Raw genomic sequence first — 18,247 nt, 5'->3', positions numbered from 1 at the left:
AACATGACCGTCAACAAACGCATCGTATCCGGCATGCGCCCCACCGGGCCTTTGCACCTTGGGCATTATTTCGGCGTCCTGGACAGTTGGGTCGAACTGGCCAAGGACCACGAGTGCTTCTTCTTCGTGGCCGACTGGCACGCCCTGACCACCGAGTACGCCGAGCCGCAGAAGGTGAAGGGCTTCGTGCCCAGCCTCGTCACGGACTGGGTTGCCGCCGGGCTCGACCCCGCCAAGGTGGTCATGTTCCAGCAGTCCCAGGTGAAGGAGCACGCCGAGCTGCACCTGCTGCTCTCCATGATAACGCCCGTGGGCTGGCTGGAGCGCAACCCCACCTACAAGGACGTGCGAGACCAGCTCGACGGCACCAAGGACCTCTCCACCTACGGCTTCCTGGGCTACCCGGTGCTCATGGCCTCCGACATATTGATCTACAAGCCCACCCGCGTGCCCGTGGGCCACGACCAGCTGCCCCACCTGGAGCTGACCCGCGAAATCGCCCGGCGCGCCAACCACCTCTGGGGCGAGATCTTCCCCGAGCCCGAGGCCAAGCTGACCAAGGCCTCCAAGCTCCCCGGGCTGGACGGGCGCAAGATGTCCAAGAGCTACGGCAACGCCATCGCCCTCGGGGAGGACCTGGCCGGGGTGCGCAAGCGCATCACGCCCATGCTCACTTGCGTGAAGCGCGCCCGCCTCAAGGACCCCGGCGAACCCAACGAATGCAACCTCTACCCCTACCACCTGCTCTTCACGGACCCGCAGAAGTGCGAGGAGATCGCCGTGAGCTGCCGTGAGGCCAGCATCGGCTGCGGCGAGTGCAAGAAGATCATGGCGGACAACCTCTGCGCCTTCCTGGAGCCCTTCCAGCAGCGCCGCGCCGAGCTGGACAAGAACCCGGACCTGGCCTGGGACATCCTGCGCGACGGCAACGAGCGCGCCCGCGTGGCCGCCCGCGCCACCATCGAGGAACTGCGCGAGAAGCTGAACTTCAACTTCTAGCGCGTTCGCCCCACGATTGAATCAAAGCCCCCCGCCGCGAGGCGGGGGGCTTTTTTGCGGCCTACTGGCGATATCGAGCCAAGCCAGCGCCCGCGCGCAGCCGGGATGTTTCATGGTGGAGCATCCGCCAACACAGGCGGAACCGAGGCCCGCGCGCCGCCGAAAGTCAAGACGAATACCGGCTGGCGATATATGATTGCGCGTTGATATTCACGATAAAATATTCTATTTTCTCCCCACATAGCCCTATATGGGGTGAAAATTTCCGCCCCCTGCATATGATGTCCGAAAAACATCAGGCGGCAGCGCCGCCGCAGGAGGAGGACATGGCTTTCGAGGCAAGCTTGCTCAACATGCTCAGCAACGATGAAGAGGAAATCCCAGGGCAACTGCCGATCGGGTTTGGAACCCCAATCGGGATGGCCGACGACAGGAACCCTGGCCGCAACGAACTCATGCCATTCTGGGAGCCTGATGATCCGCAGGGGCCGGATCGCAGGCCCAGTGCCCCCGGGATATGGGGGAACCCCATGGGTTCAGGGAACACCCTGGGAGGCTTGGCCGGGCGGCTCCTCCCTGTGACGCCCTCGGACAGTTGGCCCGGCACCGGACAAAGCGCGCAGGGGCACTGGAGACCCCCTAGGCTGGCAATACCCGAGAGAACAGAACTACGGGGGGGTGTACACGCAGGCCAAACGTTGGATGAGCGGTGAGAGCGGCCCGGCGCACTATTACCCCACGGTGAAAAACCTGGCTGACCCGAACTATCGGCCAGACGCCCTGGAGTACATTGGGAGCGACAAAGACGTTCGACCTGGTGATATCGTTGTCTGGCATGGTGGAGAAAACAACGAACATCATACGGCGCTAGCAGTGGATGATGAATTCGTCATTTCGCCGGGTGCGGATCGGCTCAATGTTTTCCCTCGGAAAGATGTGATCAGGGGGGTGACGCCAATCATTAGACGCATGAGGTAGCGACTCACCATTTACCCTCGCCAGACAGATTGGCCAAGAAAGTGTCTGAGGTGAACTGACAACCGAGAATTCAAAACAAGCAGGCAGGGTGCCCTCAACTCCGGCCCCTGCCTGCTAAGAGTGGATCAATGAATAATTTGCCGAACAAAACCATTCAATGGCTTTGCTCCCACAAGCCTTACTTCTTCGTCAGCGCAGCCATATTGTTTGTGATCGTATTCATAGGTGCAATATTTGATATATTCATTACCAAGCACTTTGAAGTGTTAACGTGGGTCCGGCCAGGAATTATATTCGTAGCTACCCTTATCGCCATAGGGCTGCTTGATTTTTATAAAGTATTCTCAGGGAGACAAAACGTCGGCAACCTTGCCGTGCACATGACAATCTGGGGAATCCTTATTAACCCAACTGAACAATGCTTTCTGTGGCTGCATTATATTTTGAGAGTACTCGGAGTTCCTACAAACACTGGAGGCAAACTTGAAGTAGAAGCATTCAGCTCCAGTATGGCATATAGCTTGCGTGGAATACCAGGCACGTTAATCTACGCCGCCGTTTTCGGCGTGGCCATCGCCCTCCTGAACAGATCGGTGGTTTGGTACTTGCGCCGAAAGGATCGGGCAGCGGGCCGGGCATAGGCATCACAGTGGGCACGCTGCTCCGTGCGCCCGCCACGGTGTCCGCATCGGCACGAACAACGGCATCGCCAAAAACAGAAGGGCGCGGCCTGAGCCGCGCCCCCTCCCCCGCTTCGCCCTATTTCGGCTCCAGCGGGACGTTGATCTCGGTCAGCAACTCATCGGGCGGGGTCCTATCCGGGGTGTTCAGGTACACCTCGAAGCCGGGCCTGCCCGCGCTCACCCGGCCGGACTGGGGCAGCCACACCCCGTACAGCCACATGTACGTCTTCTCCAGCCCCGTATACGGCCCCTTGTGCACCACCGTGGCGTACTCCCCGCCGGGCAGCTCCGTGACGAAGGCCTCGGCGTCGCCCTCCACCTCCGGCCCCACGCTGACGCAGGCGTCGTAGCGCAGCAGCTCCGGCGCGGTGGCCCCGGGGTCGTCGTGGCCCACGCCGATGAAGCGCGTCTGCGGCCCGAACAGCCCGCGCGGCCCGGCCCAGGCCACCATGCGCTCCCAAGCCATCGTGGAGGACTCCATATACGGCCCCACGGCGCGGATGCAGGCCACGCGCAGGGGCTCCTTGCGGATGATGCTCACGTCCATTGTCTCGCCTCCTGTCTGTTGGCGGATGAAATCCTCGGGAAAGGGGAAGAACTGCCCCACGCGCTCCCTGCGGCGCCGGCGGGAGAACTCCCTGAAGCGGCTGGGGGCCTCGCCGTACTGGGCCTTGAAGGCCCGGGTGAAGGCCTCGGGGGCCTCGTACCCGGCCTCGAGGGCGATGTCGGTCACGCTGGCCGCGCCGAACTCCAGCCTGTGGGCGGCGCGGGTCAGGCGCAGGCGGCGGATGTGCGCGCCCAAGGTCTCCCCGGTGAGGCCCAGGAAAATCCTGTGGAAGTGGAAGGGCGAGAAGCCCGACACGCCCGCCAGCACGTCCAGGTTCAGCGTGGCGTCCAGGTTGCCCTGGATGTGGGCCAGCACCACGAGGATGGCCCGGCGGTAGTTGCGCGCCGTATCGTTCATGCGGGGTGTCTAGCACGAAGCATCACGCCCCGCCTGACGATTTTTGCTCACATCCGTATAATTCTGAAAATCAGCCTCACAGGTTCCCCAAAACCCCGCCCGGGTGTACCGCAATGCCATGAACGCTCCCTTAAGCGAAGCCGACCGCGAGAAACACGCGGCGGCCACCTCCTCCATCGTGGCGGCGCTGTTCCTCACGGGCATGAAGATCGCCGTGGGGCTGCTCACCAACTCCCTGGGCATCCTCTCCGAGGCGGCGCACTCGGGGCTGGACCTGCTGGCAGCGGGCGTCACCTGGTACGCGGTGCGCCAGTCCAGCCGCCCGGCGGACCGCAAGCACCCCTACGGCCACGGCAAGGTCGAGAACCTTTCCGCCCTGGTGGAGACGCTCCTGCTGCTCATCACCTGCGTCTACATCGTGCGCGAGGCCCTGGTACGGCTCTTCGGCGCGCCCGAGGCCGTGGAGGTCACCTGGTGGAGCTTCGGGGTCATGGCCGTGTCCATCGTCATCGACGTCACCCGCTCGCGCATGCTCAAGGCCGTGGCCGAGAAGCACAACAGCCAGGCCCTGGAGGCCGATGCCCTGCACTTCTCCACGGACGTCTGGTCCTCGGCGGTGGTCATCTTCGGTCTGGGCTGCGTCTGGGCCGGGCGGCTGCTGCCCGAGGGCTCGCCCGTGCGCGGCCTGCTGGAGCGCGCCGACGCCGTGGCCGCGCTGGGCGTGTGCGCCATCGTGGTCTGGGTCAGCATCCGGCTCGGACGCCAGGCCATCGACGTGCTGCTGGACGGCGGCTCCGAGAGCCTCACGGACCAGATCCGCCAGGCCGTGCTGGACATCGCCGGGGTGCGCGGGGCCGGACAGGTGCGGGCGCGGCTCTCCGGCCCGTCGGCCTTCGTGGACCTCACCCTGGACATCTCGCGCCAGGCCAGCTTCGAGGAGGCCCACCGCATCGGGGCCCGCGTGGAGGACGCCGTGAAGCAGGTGGTGCCCGGGGCGGACGTGCTGGTGCGCCTGACCCCCGTGGCCAGCGAGGAGACGGACCTTTTCGAGACGGTGCGCGGCGTGGCCGCCTCCAAGGGCATGGGCGTGCACGGGCTGCGCGCCCACCAGACGCCCTCGGGCACGCACCTGGAGATGCACGTGGAGGTGCCCGACGACCTCAGCCTGCACCGCGCCCACGAGTTGGTGACCGACCTGGAGGCCGCCGTGCACGCGCGCATCCCAGGGCTTACCATCGCCAGCCACATCGAGCCCGTGGGCGGCGGCGACCTGCGCACCGACGCCGAGGCGGACCAGTCGGAGGACATCCGGGAAAAGGTGGAGAAGCTGGTGGCCGACACGCATGGCGTCAGCGACTGCCACGGCGTGGCCGTGCACAAGGTAGGCGGCTCCTACTCGGTGAGCTTCCACTGCCGCATGGCCCCGGAGTCCTCCATCAGCCAGGCCCACGAGATGACAGCCCGGCTGGAGAACATGGTGCGCGCCGAGGTGGAGGGCATCGGGCGCGTGATAATCCACGTGGAGCCGGAAGAAGAGAAGGACGTGGTGATCGACTAGGGAGAGGAAGACAGGAAAGGGGGCAGGAGGAGAGAGATGCCGCCGGCGGCCAAAGGAACTTCGTTCCTTTGAAATCATTCTCTAACAACAAATTTTACACACTATCGACATGCAACACACATCCTACGATTTTGATGAAGTCATCTACCTGATAAAGAGCCAGTACAAATGGTGCAAAACAATCACCATTGACGGAATGAATGGATGCAGAAAATCAACTTTAGCAAGGAAAATATGCGGCTCGCTTTCCTTAGATTGGATCGAGGTCGACTCATACGTTTCCAAGCAGCTTTGCAACGGGGACAAATACTACGAGATTCTGAATCTGAATAGGCTACGCGACTCAGTGCTAAAGGCTAAAAAACTCAACGGTGGGTTCGTCCTAGACGGGGTATGCACTCTGGAAACCATTGCCCAACTTCGCATGACACCAGATTTAACTATTTACATCGACAGATGTGACATCGCTACAATACGCAATGAAATAAAGTATTGCTCACACCTTGAAACAGAACCAACTGACAATCCACACATCCTTCACATGCTTATCTCTAAATACCACAAGCAATACCACCCAAAAACAACAGCAAATATCGTGTACATCTGGGAGAATCGTGACTGCGAAATCTATTGAATAGCGGCACAACACTACACGGAACTCCGACCCAATAACCCATCATGCGGGCAATTCGATACACTCAATCACAAAAAAATGCCCGCCTACTTCCCCCGCCGGAGCTGGTACTTCGCCACGGCCGAGTTGTGCTCGTCCAGGGTCTTGGAGAACTGGTGCGTGCCGTCGTTTTTCGAGACGAAATACAGGTAGTCGTGCGCCTCGGGGTTGGCCGCCGCCTTGAGCGATTCCAGCCCGGGGTTGCAGATCGGTCCGGGCGGCAGGCCCGGGTGCTGATAGGTGTTGTAGAGGTTCTTGGGATCGTCCAGGTGGGAGCGCTTGATGTTGCCGTCGAACTTCTCCCCAAGGCCGTAGATGATGGTCGGGTCGGTCTGCAGGAGCATCTTCTTGGCCAGGCGGTTGGCGAACACCCCGGCAATCCTGCCGCGCTCCCCGGCCTGCCCGGTCTCCTTCTCCACGATCGAGGCCAGGGTCACGGCGTCGAACAGGGCTTTCCCGTCAGGCGCGCCCTGGGGCCAGACCTTGGGCAAATTCTTCTGGAACTGGGCCAGCATGGCCTCCACCACCTGTCTCGGGTCGCTGCCGGGCTTGCGCGTGAAGCGGTACGTCTCCGGGAAGAGGAAGCCCTCGGCGCTCTGCGCTGGCACCCCGTATTTGACCAAAATCTCCGGGTCGCGCGCGAGCTTCACGAAGCTCTCGGCCGAGCCCATGCCCGCCTGCTCCACCAGCTTGGCTATCTGGCGCAGGGTTAAACCTTCGGGAACTGAAACCTTGTAGAGGATGGCCTGCCCGCTCGCCAGCAGGTCCAGCACCTTCTGGGGCGTCAGGCCCGTGTTCAGCTGGTACTCGCCCGCCTTGAGCTTCACGTCCTGCCCGGAATAGCGCGCCAGCAGCTTGAAGGCGAACGGGTCCGTGACCACGCCCTCCTTGTGCAGCATGCCCGCGATCTGCTCGAAGCCCATGCCCTGCTCGATCTGCACGCGCACGTCGCGCCCCGGCGTCTCGGGCTGGGTGGTCAGGAAACGGTGGCCCTGCCAGGCCACGTAACCGGCGGCGGCAAGGACGAACAGCGCAAGTACGGCCAGGATGCGCCTCAGCATGGGGTCAGACCTCTTGAGCGGGGCGCGCGCAATCCGGCGCGGCCAGGAAGGATTCCAGAATCAGCACGGCGGCGCGCTGGTCCAGCACGGCCTTGCGCTTGTGGGGCTTCACCCCGGCGGCGCGCAGGTCGTCCATGGCCGATTCGCTGGAGAGCGTCTCGTCCATGAGCAATACGGGCGCGGCCACGCGCCGGGCCAGGCTGCGGGCGAAGTTCACGGCCTGGCGCGCGGTCAGGCTGTCGCGGCCCTCGGCCGGGGCGGGCCAGCCCACCACCACGCGCTCCACGCCTTCGCGCTCCACCAGGGAGACCAGCCGGGCGAACAGCTCGTCGCGGCCCTCCCGCTGGATGGTTTCCAGCGGGAAGGCCATGGAGCCGTTCGGGTCGGTGACGGCCAGGCCCACGCGCTTGAGCCCGAAGTCGATGCCGAGGGTGCGCATCAGCGGTTGTCCGAGACCCCCGCGAAGCTCAGCACGCGCTTGCGCCCCTCCACCTTGGCGTGGGTCAGGGCCTTGCGGAACATGCGCTTCCACTTGGGCCCGTCCACCATGGCGGCCAGGTACTCCAGGGCGTGGTACACGCTCTGCTTGCGGCCCATGCGCAAGAGGCAGCGCTTGATGCCGATCTTGCAGGAGGGGCAGCCCACCACGATGGGCTGGGATTCGCTCGGGGCGTCGCCCAGGTCCTTGGTCAGCTGCTCCTGCTTGCGCTGGCGGATGCGGTTGTAGATGTCCGGGCTGGTCATGGCCCCAAGGCCCGATTCGGCGCAGCACCCGGGCGAGATGTCCACCTTGGCGCCGGTCAGGGTGGCCAGGGCCTGGCGATAGATCTCGGGGGCCTTGGCCAGGGGCACGCCCTGCCATTCGGCGTGGCAGGCCGCGTGGTAGATCAGGCGCGAAGGCACGGCGAAGCGGGTGTCGCTGCGCTCGGGCATGCGCTCCATGAGGAACTGCACCACGTCGAAGTGCGGGATCTTGCCGCCCGCGATGACCTCGATGTCGTAGTCCGACAGGGTCTCGCGGCAGGTGCCGCAGGCGGTGAGCACGGCCTGGGGCGTCACGCCCTCGTTGGCGGCCTTGACGAACAGCTCGCCGATGCCCTCGATGTTGCGGGCGCGGTTCTTGCGGTAGGCGTCCTGGTAGCCGGAGGACAGCAGCGGGTAGCCGCAGCACATGTGGCGCTCGGGGATGATGACGCTCACCCCGGCGCGCAGCAGCAGGTGCACGGAGGCCATGCCGATGGTGCGCCAGAACAGGGCCGCGCCGCAGCCCGGGAAGTAGAACACGGCCTCGCCCATGGGCTTCTCGGGGATGAAGATGCCCCCCTTCTCCAGCTGCAGGGCGTCGGCCAGGTTCTTGAAGCCGGTCACCGGGCCGGATCCGTGCAGCAGCGGAGTATTGATGCGGCTGCGCCACGGCCCGGGAAGCAGGCCCACCAGATGGTTGCCCACGGCCTGGCCCCAGGCGGCGGCCTTGGCCATCCTGGGCGCGCGCTCCTCGGGCTTCTCGGCCACGAAGTGCAGCACCTTGGACTTGATGGGGTGGCCGCCCGCGCCCTTCTCCTCGATGAAGGCGCGCATGTCCAGGATGGCCCCGGAGGTCTTGATCTTCACCGGGCAGGCCCCGGTGCACTTGCCGCAGGTGGTGCAGCGCTCGGTCATCTTGCGCAGGCTGTCCAGCAGGCGGGCGCTCGGCCTGCCGTGGTGCACCTGGGAGTAGTAGATGGCCTCGATGATCGCGCCCAGGCTGATGTTCTTGTTGCGCGGATGATAGATCAGCCCGCTCTCCGGGTGGTACATGGGGCAGACCTGCTTGCACTTGCCGCAGCGGGTGCAGACCTGCACGTTGGTGAGCAGGTTGATGAGCTTGTCCTTGTCCGGCAGGGCGGTCTTCTTGATGTCGCGGATGAGCCGGTTGAAGGAGAAGGTGTAGGGCTCCACGTCCAGCTCGCGGGTCACGAGCTTGCCCGGGTTGAGGATGTTCTTGGGGTCCACCTTCTGCTTGTAGGCGCGCAGGGCCGCGATCTTGTCCTCGGGCAGGAAGGCGATCTTGGTGATGCCGATGCCGTGCTCGCCCGAGACCGCGCCGCCCAGCTCCATGACCTTCTCGAACACCTTGTCCGCGGCCTCGTGTGCCTGAGCCAGCATCTCGGGGTCGTTGGAGTTCACGGGCAGGTTCACGTGGCAGTTGCCGTCGCCGGCGTGCATGTGGTTGGCCACGATGATGCGCCGGGCCAGCATGTCCTGGTAGATGGCCTCGATCTCGTTGTAGAGCTTGGGGTAGCGGGTCTTGAGGTCCGTGAAGAAGTAGTAGCTCTGGACCTCGAGCTCCTGGTCGTTGAGCTCGTCCTTGGTGCGGATGCCCCGCAGGATCTCGGCCGCGAACTGCATCTCCATGGAGATGAACTCGTCGGAATCCGGGAAGCCGGGCAGGCGCGTGGCCTCCTGCAGGGCCTTGCGGTAGCTCTTGGCCAGGTAGAGCAGGTTCAGCTCCTCCAGGAAGTCCGCGAACTCGGGGATCACGTCCAGGGGGATGACCACGTCCTCGTTGATCTTGAAGCCGGAAGTGCGCTTGGCGATGGCGGAGAGCTTGTGGCGGTCCTCCCAGAAGAGTTCGGCCTCCTTCTCGTCGCGGGCCACGAAGGCGTCCACGCCCTCGTGCCGGTTGGCGATGGCCACGATCTCCTCCACGGCCTTCTCCAGGGCGGGCAGGTCGTTGCCGTCGAGCTGGAGCGTGAGCACGCTGATGGGGTCGCCCTCGTACTGGGTGGACTTCTTGGAGTATTCGATGGCCTTGACGTACTTGGCGTTGAACTCCTCCAGGGCGGAGATCTTCACCAGGTCGCCCTCCTGGCGGATGCGGTCGCGCAGGCCCACGACGCCCTGGATGGTCAGCATGGCGTTGTGCATGGAGCGGCCGAAGAACTCCAGCACCAGCACCTTGGAGTGCCTGAGCTTCTCGTAGCAGATGAAGCAGGCCTCGGTGATGACGCCGTCCACGCCCTCCTTCTGCATGCCGGGCAGGCCGCCCAGGTACTTGTTGGAGACGTCCTTGCCGAGGCCCGGGCCGCGGATCTCCGCGCCGTCGAGCTCCACGGTGTCCAGCACCTTGCCGCGCTGGTCCACGATCTCGAAGCGCGCCGTCTCGGTGGGGAGGATCTTGTGGCGGGGGTGATCCACGCGCCTGATCTCAACCACGCGGGCGTCCGGCGTGACCATCTTGTAGGAGAGCAGGTTGTCGAGCGTGGTGCCGTATTCGAAGGCGTAGGGGCCGCCCGCGTTCTCCGAGATGTTGCCGCCGATGGAGGACGAGGCCTTGGAGGCCGGGTCCACCGTGAGCAGCAGGCCCTTCTGCGATGCGGCCTGGATGGCCTGCAAGGTGATGACGCCCGCCTGCACGCACAGGGTGCGGGCGTCGGCGTCCACGGAGAGCACCTGCTTGAGCCTGGTCAGCGAGAGCACCACGGTGCGCAGCCGGGAGGGCACCGCGCCGCCGGTGCAGCCCGAGCCGCCCCCGCGCGGGATGATGGCGAAGCCCATCTCGCCCGCCAGCTCCATGATGCGCTGGACGTGCTCGGTCCTGTCGGGGGCCAGCACCATCAGCGGCAGCTGCATGCGCAGGTCCGTGGCGTCGGTGGAGCACTCCACCATGTTGTGCGGCCCGTCCAGGATGGCCTTGTCGTCCAGAAACTCGGAGACGCGGCTCTTGAGGTCCGCCCGGAACTGCTCGTCCGCGTCGAAATCCTTCCAGAAGGCCTTGATGGCCCCGGCCAGCAGGCGGAAATACTCGGGCGTGAGCATGGTCTGCGTCTGTTCCAGGCGCTTCTCCACGGATTCGCGCACGTCGGCGGGGTCGATGAAGGGGTTGTAGCGCACCAGGAAGAGCTCGCTGGCCAGCGAGACTGCGACCTCCTGGATGTCCTCGGGCCAAGTGCCGAATTCGCGTTCGCCGACGCCCAGAACCCTGGGAACCAAACGGCTGAGCGGGATCGATATATGTGGCTGCTTTTCTGGCATGGGGAGATTACCTGCAATCAAAGGTGGGAAGGCACGTAGATGTATTACCGCTCCGCGCGGTTGGCAAGGCGTTTCCTGGCCCCCGCCGACGGGGTTTTTTGATGATTTTGTGCAAACGGGAAACAGAGGGCCGGGCGGATCATGGCCCATCCGGGCCGCGCAGTCCGTCGCCCTGCGGACAGCCGTGGAAGAAACCCCGCCCGTGGGGCGCAATCAGCAGCCCAGCGATGTGTCGCGGGAGAAAACGCGGGAACCGGGAGAATGGCGGAATGGCGGGGAACAACCGCAGCCAGCCCGGGCCATGGGCGCAAACAAGGGCCGGAACCGCTTTGCGGCCCGGCCCGGTACGTTCGCGCCCCTTCGGGGTCAGGCGGAAGGCCTTCCTACAGGTTCAGGAAGTAGTCGCTGCCGCACACGGGGCAACAGGTGTGCTCGCCGGCCAGGGCGCCGCATTTGGCGCACTTCTTCTCGCCGGGAGGGTTGCCGGGGTTGGGCTCGCCGCAGATGCGGCAGCGGGTGAAGTCGGGGTCGTTGGACACGTTGCATTTGGGGCATATCCATTCGGGCTTCTTGTCGGTCATGCTGCGCCTCCGTTGTCGGTGAGGGAAGTTACGCCACATTAGCCGCAATCAGCCCCCAGGACAACGCCCGAAAACGAAAAATGCGCCAGAGGAATCATCCCCGGCGCGAAACGTCTTGGATCGGGCCTGAACTGCGCCCGGCGCGGCGGAAACTCAGCTGGAGGCGGCTGCTCCGTTCTGCACGGGGGCGAGCCGGAAACGGCGCAGGGCGCCCGCCTTGGCGATGATCTGCTCCTCGCGCCAGACCTCCTGCAGGTAGTGCCAGACGGCGTCCAGGGGCACGTGGGAGCGCAGGTACTCCTCGCAGCGGGAGAAGCTGTAGTGGTGCGCCACCGCGCGGCTGACCACGGCGGTTTTGCACTTGTTGGCGGCCAGCACCATGTTCACGGCCTGCTCGTCCGAGACGGGGAGCCCCGGCAAGGGCTGCGTGGGCAGGGGCAGCACGGCCTCCATCAGGCGCGCGTCGAAGACCACGCAGTTGATGCTGGCGAACCCGGAGTAGAAATAGGGCTGGGGGTCGCCGGCCAGGAAGTTCTGCACGAAGTCCTCCCGCACGACCTTCTCCCACATCCAGCGGTGGTAGACCCAGTTCTCCTCCACAAGGCCGCCGTCGTACATGGCGCGCTCGGCCGGGTAGGCGGTCTTGAGGTGGCGGCCCAGGGCGTAGAGCCCATGGGGGGAGACGGGGCACAGCGCGCTGACCAGGGGCACGTCGCGGCTGAAGGAGTGGAAGCGGTATCCCTCCAGCAGGTGCTCCAGCCAGCGCGGGGTCACGAAGACGTCCTCGTCGAGCTTGACCACCACGTCGTCGCGGTGGCGCTCAAGAATCTCGTTCTGAACGGTATTCACGGCGGGCATGAGCCCGCGCGGGGAGCAATGGATGACCTCAACCCCCGCGTGGGTGTGCATGAAGCGGTTGAGGATGGCGGCGTGGTCCGGGCTGACGGCGTTGGCCACGATGTAGATCTTCTTGAACCGGGCCAGGTTGGTGAAGCGTTCCAGGCAGCGCAGGCTGAGGAGGAAGCAGTCGAGCCTGTGCGACGTGAGCAGCATCAGCACCGGGCGGACGGCGGCGCGGTTCGCCCGCAATGGCACTATCTTGTTCATGTTTCAGCCTATCCTTGGCCGAGAGGTTGCAATCCAAGCGACTCCGCCCATCTTATCGGATCAACAGGGCCGGACTTTAGGGGCGGACGAAAAAAAATTTCAGCCCTTCCCGCGCGGGGCCAAAAAGTGGCTCCCGGCGTGCTTGACAGGGCTTCCGTTCCGAGGCTAAGGCTTTGGCATCCGATAGGGACGGTCGGCCTGCTTTTGCAACCGTCTGATTTTATTGTGATAATCGGGTGCACTTACCCCCTGGGGTGGCGTTCCCGCCAATACGGCCAAAAAAACCAAACGTGAGAGTGGAGGTTACGACCATGGGCTACAAGGTCACTGTTGACGAAGAAAAGTGCACCGGCGACGGCGAATGCGTGGACGTGTGCCCCGTTGAGGTTTACGAGCTGCAGGACGGCAAGTCCGTCGTCGTGAACGAAGAAGAGTGCCTGGGCTGCGAATCCTGCGTCGAAGTCTGCGACCAGGACGCCATCACCGTCGAGGAAGAATAGTCCCTTCCCCGGTTTTCTTTCAGGCGGGAGCGCGCCCTAGCGGCGCGCTCCCGCCTGCTTGTTTGCTCTTGCCCCCGCCGGGGGCGAACTTATATCACTGGCTGCCGCCGACGCGGCAGGGAGACGACGTGATAGAAGCCGACTTTTCCGACATCTTCGCCGATTACGAAGCACTGGTGGCCGAAGTGGACGCCGTGTTCGACAAGGTCAAGGCCGCCTGCCCCGAGCAGGTGCGCTGCGAAGTGGCCTGCGCCGACTGCTGCCACGCCCCATTCGACGTGAGCCTGGTTGAGGCCCTGTACCTCAACACCCAGTTCAACAAGCGCTTCCCCAAGGGCGACTCCCGCTACCTGCTCACCGAAGCTGCCAACCGCTCCGACCGCGAGCACTACCGCCTCAAGCACAAGGCCTGGAAGGCCGTGAAGGCCGGGGTGCCCGAGGAGCGCATCATCGAGGATTTCGCGCGCGAGCGCATCCGCTGCGCCCTGCTCGCCGACGACAACCGCTGCCAGATGTACGACGCCCGCCCCGTGACCTGCCGCCTCTACGGCGCGCCGCTCAACGTGGCCGGCAAGCTGCGCGTGTGCGGCAAGTCCGGGTTCGAGCCCGGCGGCAAGTACCCGGCGGTGAACATCGCCAAGCTGCAGGAGCGGCTGCTGGAACTCTCCAGGCGCGTGGCCGAGCGCGCGGGCAGCAAGGAAGCCTACGTGGGCGAGATGCTGGTGCCCGTCTCCATGGCCATGCTCAGCAGCTATGACGAGGAATTCTTCGGCCTCAAGGAGACCAAGGAGGACTGATCGTGGCGGTAAGCCCCCTCACCCCCGAGGAAGAGGCGCAGAAACGCGCCATCTACGAAAGCATCCCGCCGCGCAGGCGCAAGTTCATCGACAAGCTGGGCTACGACAACTGGGACCCCTTCCAGAAACCCTTCGAGCCCATCGACATGCGCATCGACACCACCAAGCGCACGTCGCAGCAGCTGATGAACGACTTCATCAAGAGCGTGCCCGCGGGCACGGCCACCGGCACCGACTACTCCGCCGGGGCCTGGGAAATGTGCGTTGGGGTGGTCAACAACGCGGAGCGCTTCAGGGGCATGTACGACTTCGTGCTGTGGTACTCCAAGCTCCTCGAAAACGACAAGGGCCTCTAGGCCTTCACGGAAACACACAATCGGGGTGATCCAATGGTCCAATACGCCGACAACATCGACGACCACATCGCAGGCCTGGAAGAGAAGCTGCGCAAGAACGACCAGTGCGCCTCCTCCCACTACAACCTGGGCGTGGCCTACATCTCCAAGCGCCGCTACGAGGACGCCAAGACCTGCTTCGTGCGGGCGGCCGAGCGCTCCCCCACCATGGCCGAGGCCTACGTGCAGCTGGGCGGCCTGGCCATGAACGATGGCGACATCGAGGCCTGCCTGCGCTACAACACCGCCGCGGTCAAAGCCCGCGCCCGCTTCGCCGTGCCGCACGGCAACATCGGCTTCTGCCTGCTGCAGATGGGCGACGTGGAGAAGGCCATCAAGGCCCTGCGCCAGGCCGTCAAGCTGGACTCCCAGTTCGTGCAGGCCTACGGCACCCTGGGCAGCGCCCTGTTCATGGCCGGGGAGATCGACGAATCCATCGAAATGAGCAGCCGCGCCGTGGAGCTGCACCCCAAGTTCGGCCCGGCCTGGAACAACCTGGCCCTGGCCTACCTGGAGAAGGGCGAACCCGCCAAGGCCAAGGAGTTCGTGGCCCGCGCCCAGGAGTGCAACTTCGAAGTGCACCCCGGGCTCATCGCGGACATCGAGGCCGCGCTGAAGGCCTAGCGCCTTCCTTCCATCCGAAAGCAAAAACGGGCTCCGCCACACGGCGGAGCCCGTTTTTTTCATGCTTTGCCGGCCGCTCAGCCCAGGAGCGCGTCGAGGTTCTTGAAGCAGTTGAGCCAGCCGTAGGTGTACTCGTCGCGCAGGCCGGGTGTGATGAAGCGGTCGTGGACGAGGCCCAATTCCGTGCCGCCGCCCTTTGCGGCGAAGGTCACGGTGACGAGGGTCTCGGGCATCACCTCGCCGGTGAGCTTGTTGTGCCAGTTCCAGGTGAAGGCGAGCCTCTCCCCTGGGACGAGCTCGCGGTACTCGCCGGTGGCGTAGCCGGACACGTCGTTGTTCTCGATGCGCCCGGCCATGTCCAGGCGGAACTCCCCGCCGGGCTTGGCCTCCACCTTGGCCTCCGCCTTGAAGCTGTCGTGGGGCAGGAGCCAGCGCTTGAGCTGGTCCGCGCCGGTCCAGGCCTCGTAGACCCTGCCCGGTTCAGCCTTGAAGATCCTGGTCATTTCGAGCTTGAACGTCTCGGTCATGATAGTCTCCTTTCCTGGAAGGCTTCGGCGGCGAACCGCCGCCACTCCCCCTCCTCGCACTTACCTCCCGGCCATGGCGCGCAGCCTGCGGATGCGCTCCTCGGTGGGCGGGTGGGTGGAGAACAGCCCGGAGATGCCCCCGCCGCTGAGCGGGTTCACGATGAACATGCTCTCCGTGGCCGGGTTGGCCCCCTGCATGGGCACGGCGTGGGCGTAGTCGTCGAGCTTCTTGAGCGCGCCTGCCAGGGGCAGGGGGTTGCCCGCCAGCTTCGCGCCGGTCTCGTCCGCAAGGTACTCGCGGGAGCGCGAGATGGCCATCTGGATGAGCATGGCCGCGATGGGGGCCAGGATGGCCATGAAGATGGCCCCGAGGCCGCCGCCACCGCCCTCGTCGTCGCTTGAACGCCCCATGCCGAAGATGGCGCCCCACTTTATCATGCTGGCAAGGCTGGTGATGGCCCCGGCAACGACCGAGGCCACGGTCTGCACCAGGATGTCGCGGTTCTTGATGTGGCCCATCTCGTGGGCCAGCACGCCCGCCAGCTCGTCCGGGCTCACCAGGCGCAGGAGCCCCTCGGTGACGGCCACGGCGGCGTTCTCCGGGTTGCGGCCCGTGGCGAAGGCGTTGGGCTGCTCCTGGGGGATCAGGTAGACCTTGGGCATGGGCAGCCCGGCGTTGCGGGCCAGTTGGCCCACCAGGTCGAACAGGCCCGGGGCGTCGGCCTCGGTGAGTTCCTGGGCCTGATACATGCGCAGCACGATCTTGTCGGAGAACCAGTAGCTGCCCACGTTCATGACGAGGGCGAGCCCGAAGGCGATGATCATGCCGCCTCGCCCGCCCATGGCCGAGCCCATGAGCACGAGAACGGCGGTCAGGACGCCCAGCAGCAGGGCTGTCTTGATCTGGCTGGTCATTGCTCTCTCCTCCTGGAGGGAATGTGTCTGTTTGGCTTGCAAAAGGGGACGCGCGGAGCGCGCCTGCGGCGTTCCCCCTGGGGGCAACGCCGCAATGGAGGCAGGGGTGTCATGCGATGTGGATGCGGCGGCAGCGGGCTTCCTGCCTTTCCTTGGGCAGGGTGATCTCGAGTAGGCCGTTCCTGAAGACGGCGGCCACACCGGCGCGGTCCACGCCCTTGGGCAGGGCGAAGCGCCTGGCGAACGGGCCGTAGGAGCGCTCCAGGGAGTGGTACACGCCCTCGCCCTCGCAGATCTTCTCGAAGCGGCGCTCGCCGTAGACCCAGAGGGTGCGCGTCTTGACCTCCACGGCCACGTCCTCGCGCTCCACGCCGGGCAGCTCCACGGTGATGACGAAGGCCTGGGGCGTCTCAAGCACGTCGGCGGAGGGAGCCCAGAAGTAGGCCTTGTCCGCCACGGACTTGGGGGCCCGCCCCTTGCGGGCGGATTCGTTGAGGATGTGGTCCAGCTCGGCTTTCATGTCGGCCAGACCCATCCAGGGGTTCCAGTTCAGCTTGGCCATCCGGTTTCACCTCGTTCGACCGCGGCCCCGGACGAGGCCGCGCGATATTCTGGTGAGGTAAGCACTTGGCTATTTGTGTCAAGGAGCTAGGGCTTGGCCTGGCGCTCCCCGGCTTCCCATTTGGAGAGCTCCACGGCTTCCTCCACCAGCATGATGGGGATGTCTTCGCGGATGGGGTAGACCACGCCGCAAGGGGCGCAGGCCAGCCCTTCGCCCTGGGCGGCCGGGGCGAGCGCGCCCTTGCATTTGGGACAGGCCAGGATTTCGAGCAGCTGGGGCGAAATGGACATGGTACGATGCCTCCGGTGTGATGTACGCGCTTCATACTCCAGCTTCGCCCCGCGCTCAAGGCTTGCGTTGACGCCCGGGTTCTTTGCCCCTAGCCTCCGCTCATGGGCCCCATCGATCTGCACACCCACACCAGCTTCTCCGACGGCGAGTTCCCGCCGGGCGAGCTGGTGTGCAAGGCCGCCGAGGCCGGGCTCGGCGCGCTGGCCATCACCGACCACGACACCATGGACGGTCTTGACGAAGCCCTGGAGGCCGGGGCCGAAACCGGCATGGAGGTGGTGCCCGGGTGCGAGCTTTCCGTCAGTTTCCAGGGCCGCACCATGCACGTGCTCGGGCTGTGGGTGCGCCACCGCGAGGCGGACGCCCTGCGCGCCGCGCTGGCGGGCATCCTGGGCGGGCGCGAGGCGCGCAACCAGTACATGGTGGAGAAGCTGCGCTCGCTGGGCATGGACATCGACTACCAGCAGCTGCTGGACTCGGCCCAGGGCACGGTGGGCAGGCCGCACATGGCCCGCATCCTGGTGGAGCGCGGCGCGGTGAAGAGCTACGAGGCCGCCTTCCGCAAATACCTGGGCCGCCAGGGCCTGGCCTACGCCCCCAAGCCGAGCCTGCCCCTGGAGGTGGCCGTTGCCTCCCTGCACGAGGCCCGGGCCACCGTGGCCCTGGCCCACCCCTACCTGCTGGGCGTGAGCGGCCGCCCCCTGGAGGAGTTGGTCCGCGCCTGCAAGGAAATCGGCGTGGACGCCCTGGAGGCCTACTACACCGACCACTCCCAGACCCGCACCCGCGAATACATCGAGCTGGCCCGCAGGCTGGACATGGGCGTGTGCGGCGGGTCGGACTTCCACGGCCGGGCCAAGCCCGGCGTGAGGCTGGGAGCCGGGCGCGGGACGCTGCGGGTTCCCTATGAAGTTCTGGAGGACTTGAAGGCCCGGCGCGAGGCCAAGGGGCTCTGGACCTAGACGGCCGCCCTCCCCCGCACCCTAAATGGGATTCCAAAGGGAGGAACTCCCTGTGG

General features: G+C 65.1%; 18 protein-coding genes. 8 read left to right on the top strand and 10 right to left on the bottom strand.

The window, feature by feature from the left end:
- The first annotated feature begins 3 nt into the window (after positions 1 to 3).
- Both trpS and MLE27_RS16135 read left to right on the top strand, forming a co-directional pair.
- Positions 4 to 999, top strand: coding sequence for a tryptophan--tRNA ligase (gene trpS, locus MLE27_RS16140; protein WP_243313360.1), 996 nt, complete (start codon positions 4 to 6; stop codon positions 997 to 999).
- Positions 1,000 to 2,105: 1,106 nt separating this feature from the next.
- Positions 2,106 to 2,618 (top strand): hypothetical protein, encoded by a 513-nt coding sequence (locus MLE27_RS16135; protein WP_243313357.1) that lies wholly within the window; start codon positions 2,106 to 2,108, stop codon positions 2,616 to 2,618.
- A 118-nt stretch (positions 2,619 to 2,736) separates the two neighbouring features.
- On the opposite strand, the gene MLE27_RS16130 is transcribed toward MLE27_RS16135, so the two are convergent.
- Positions 2,737 to 3,624, bottom strand: a complete 888-nt coding sequence (locus MLE27_RS16130) for an AraC family transcriptional regulator (RefSeq protein WP_243313355.1) — start codon at positions 3,622 to 3,624, stop codon at positions 2,737 to 2,739.
- A gap of 118 nt (positions 3,625 to 3,742) precedes the next feature.
- On the opposite strand from MLE27_RS16130, the gene MLE27_RS16125 reads away from it, so the two are divergent.
- Positions 3,743 to 5,182 carry a cation-efflux pump gene (locus MLE27_RS16125; protein WP_243313352.1) on the top strand — a complete coding sequence of 480 codons (1,440 nt, stop codon included), beginning with the start codon at positions 3,743 to 3,745 and terminating at the stop codon, positions 5,180 to 5,182.
- A gap of 720 nt (positions 5,183 to 5,902) precedes the next feature.
- Here the strand turns inward: MLE27_RS16125 and mltG are convergent.
- The 5 genes from mltG to MLE27_RS16100 form a co-directional block, all read right to left on the bottom strand.
- Positions 5,903 to 6,916: an endolytic transglycosylase MltG gene (gene mltG, locus MLE27_RS16120; protein WP_243313350.1), complete on the bottom strand. Its 1,014-nt coding sequence runs from the start codon at positions 6,914 to 6,916 to the stop codon at positions 5,903 to 5,905.
- A 4-nt stretch (positions 6,917 to 6,920) separates the two neighbouring features.
- The gene (ruvX, locus tag MLE27_RS16115) at positions 6,921 to 7,355 is read right to left on the bottom strand and encodes a Holliday junction resolvase RuvX (RefSeq protein WP_243313348.1); all 435 of its coding nucleotides are present in this window, start codon (positions 7,353 to 7,355) and stop codon (positions 6,921 to 6,923) included.
- Positions 7,355 to 10,930, bottom strand: a complete 3,576-nt coding sequence (locus tag MLE27_RS16110; RefSeq protein WP_243313345.1) for an FAD-binding and (Fe-S)-binding domain-containing protein — start codon at positions 10,928 to 10,930, stop codon at positions 7,355 to 7,357. The genes ruvX and MLE27_RS16110 overlap by 1 nt, the downstream gene beginning before the upstream one ends.
- 383 nt (positions 10,931 to 11,313) lie before the next feature.
- The gene (locus tag MLE27_RS16105) at positions 11,314 to 11,511 is read right to left on the bottom strand and encodes a hypothetical protein (protein WP_243313344.1); all 198 of its coding nucleotides are present in this window, start codon (positions 11,509 to 11,511) and stop codon (positions 11,314 to 11,316) included.
- 153 nt (positions 11,512 to 11,664) lie between these two features.
- Positions 11,665 to 12,618 (bottom strand): glycosyltransferase family 2 protein, encoded by a 954-nt coding sequence (locus MLE27_RS16100; RefSeq protein ID WP_243313342.1) that lies wholly within the window; start codon positions 12,616 to 12,618, stop codon positions 11,665 to 11,667.
- A 311-nt stretch (positions 12,619 to 12,929) separates the two neighbouring features.
- Between MLE27_RS16100 and MLE27_RS16095 the strand changes: the two genes are divergently transcribed.
- From MLE27_RS16095 to MLE27_RS16080, 4 genes are all read left to right on the top strand, one after another.
- Positions 12,930 to 13,118, top strand: coding sequence for a ferredoxin (locus MLE27_RS16095; protein ID WP_243313341.1), 189 nt, complete (start codon positions 12,930 to 12,932; stop codon positions 13,116 to 13,118).
- Between the two features lie 128 nt (positions 13,119 to 13,246).
- Positions 13,247 to 13,915 (top strand): YkgJ family cysteine cluster protein, encoded by a 669-nt coding sequence (locus MLE27_RS16090; RefSeq protein WP_243313339.1) that lies wholly within the window; start codon positions 13,247 to 13,249, stop codon positions 13,913 to 13,915.
- 2 nt (positions 13,916 to 13,917) lie between these two features.
- A complete protein-coding gene (locus MLE27_RS16085; protein ID WP_243313337.1) occupies positions 13,918 to 14,271 on the top strand; it encodes a hypothetical protein in 354 nt (117 codons plus the stop codon).
- A 33-nt stretch (positions 14,272 to 14,304) separates the two neighbouring features.
- On the top strand, positions 14,305 to 14,934 hold the full coding sequence (locus MLE27_RS16080) for a tetratricopeptide repeat protein (RefSeq protein WP_243313336.1): 630 nt from the start codon (positions 14,305 to 14,307) through the stop codon (positions 14,932 to 14,934).
- 77 nt (positions 14,935 to 15,011) lie between these two features.
- Here MLE27_RS16080 and MLE27_RS16075 read toward each other — a convergent pair whose 3' ends face one another.
- From MLE27_RS16075 to MLE27_RS16060, 4 genes are all read right to left on the bottom strand, one after another.
- On the bottom strand, positions 15,012 to 15,461 hold the full coding sequence (locus MLE27_RS16075) for an SRPBCC family protein (RefSeq protein ID WP_243313334.1): 450 nt from the start codon (positions 15,459 to 15,461) through the stop codon (positions 15,012 to 15,014).
- 60 nt (positions 15,462 to 15,521) lie between these two features.
- Positions 15,522 to 16,376, bottom strand: coding sequence for a zinc metalloprotease HtpX (gene htpX / locus MLE27_RS16070; protein WP_243313331.1), 855 nt, complete (start codon positions 16,374 to 16,376; stop codon positions 15,522 to 15,524).
- Between the two features lie 109 nt (positions 16,377 to 16,485).
- On the bottom strand, positions 16,486 to 16,938 hold the full coding sequence (locus MLE27_RS16065) for an Hsp20/alpha crystallin family protein (protein WP_243313328.1): 453 nt from the start codon (positions 16,936 to 16,938) through the stop codon (positions 16,486 to 16,488).
- Positions 16,939 to 17,024: 86 nt separating this feature from the next.
- Complete coding sequence (locus tag MLE27_RS16060; RefSeq protein WP_243313325.1) at positions 17,025 to 17,228, bottom strand: Trm112 family protein; 204 nt, start codon at positions 17,226 to 17,228, stop codon at positions 17,025 to 17,027.
- Positions 17,229 to 17,330: 102 nt separating this feature from the next.
- Here MLE27_RS16060 and MLE27_RS16055 point away from each other — a divergent pair, with 102 nt between their 5' ends.
- A complete protein-coding gene (locus MLE27_RS16055) occupies positions 17,331 to 18,191 on the top strand; it encodes a PHP domain-containing protein (RefSeq protein ID WP_243313322.1) in 861 nt (286 codons plus the stop codon).
- The last annotated feature ends 56 nt before the right edge of the window (positions 18,192 to 18,247 follow it).

The organism is Fundidesulfovibrio agrisoli, from assembly GCF_022808715.1.
In the GTDB taxonomy this organism is placed as follows: Bacteria; Desulfobacterota; Desulfovibrionia; order Desulfovibrionales; family Desulfovibrionaceae; genus Fundidesulfovibrio; species Fundidesulfovibrio agrisoli.
Note: the sequence above shows the minus strand (reverse complement) of the source record. Positions and strands in the feature narration are given on the sequence as shown.

Coding starts and splice junctions, on each gene's coding strand:
- MLE27_RS16075 (WP_243313334.1), bottom strand. CDS start 15,461: ATGACCGAGACGTTCAAGCTCGAAATGACCAGGATCTTCAAGGCTGAA.
- MLE27_RS16100 (WP_243313342.1), bottom strand. CDS start 12,618: ATGAACAAGATAGTGCCATTGCGGGCGAACCGCGCCGCCGTCCGCCCG.
- ruvX (WP_243313348.1), bottom strand. CDS start 7,355: ATGCGCACCCTCGGCATCGACTTCGGGCTCAAGCGCGTGGGCCTGGCC.
- mltG (WP_243313350.1), bottom strand. CDS start 6,916: ATGCTGAGGCGCATCCTGGCCGTACTTGCGCTGTTCGTCCTTGCCGCC.
- MLE27_RS16105 (WP_243313344.1), bottom strand. CDS start 11,511: ATGACCGACAAGAAGCCCGAATGGATATGCCCCAAATGCAACGTGTCC.
- MLE27_RS16095 (WP_243313341.1), top strand. CDS start 12,930: ATGGGCTACAAGGTCACTGTTGACGAAGAAAAGTGCACCGGCGACGGC.
- MLE27_RS16055 (WP_243313322.1), top strand. CDS start 17,331: ATGGGCCCCATCGATCTGCACACCCACACCAGCTTCTCCGACGGCGAG.
- MLE27_RS16130 (WP_243313355.1), bottom strand. CDS start 3,624: ATGAACGATACGGCGCGCAACTACCGCCGGGCCATCCTCGTGGTGCTG.
- htpX (WP_243313331.1), bottom strand. CDS start 16,376: ATGACCAGCCAGATCAAGACAGCCCTGCTGCTGGGCGTCCTGACCGCC.
- MLE27_RS16125 (WP_243313352.1), top strand. CDS start 3,743: ATGAACGCTCCCTTAAGCGAAGCCGACCGCGAGAAACACGCGGCGGCC.
- MLE27_RS16065 (WP_243313328.1), bottom strand. CDS start 16,938: ATGGCCAAGCTGAACTGGAACCCCTGGATGGGTCTGGCCGACATGAAA.
- MLE27_RS16060 (WP_243313325.1), bottom strand. CDS start 17,228: ATGTCCATTTCGCCCCAGCTGCTCGAAATCCTGGCCTGTCCCAAATGC.
- MLE27_RS16135 (WP_243313357.1), top strand. CDS start 2,106: ATGAATAATTTGCCGAACAAAACCATTCAATGGCTTTGCTCCCACAAG.
- MLE27_RS16080 (WP_243313336.1), top strand. CDS start 14,305: ATGGTCCAATACGCCGACAACATCGACGACCACATCGCAGGCCTGGAA.
- MLE27_RS16110 (WP_243313345.1), bottom strand. CDS start 10,930: ATGCCAGAAAAGCAGCCACATATATCGATCCCGCTCAGCCGTTTGGTT.
- trpS (WP_243313360.1), top strand. CDS start 4: ATGACCGTCAACAAACGCATCGTATCCGGCATGCGCCCCACCGGGCCT.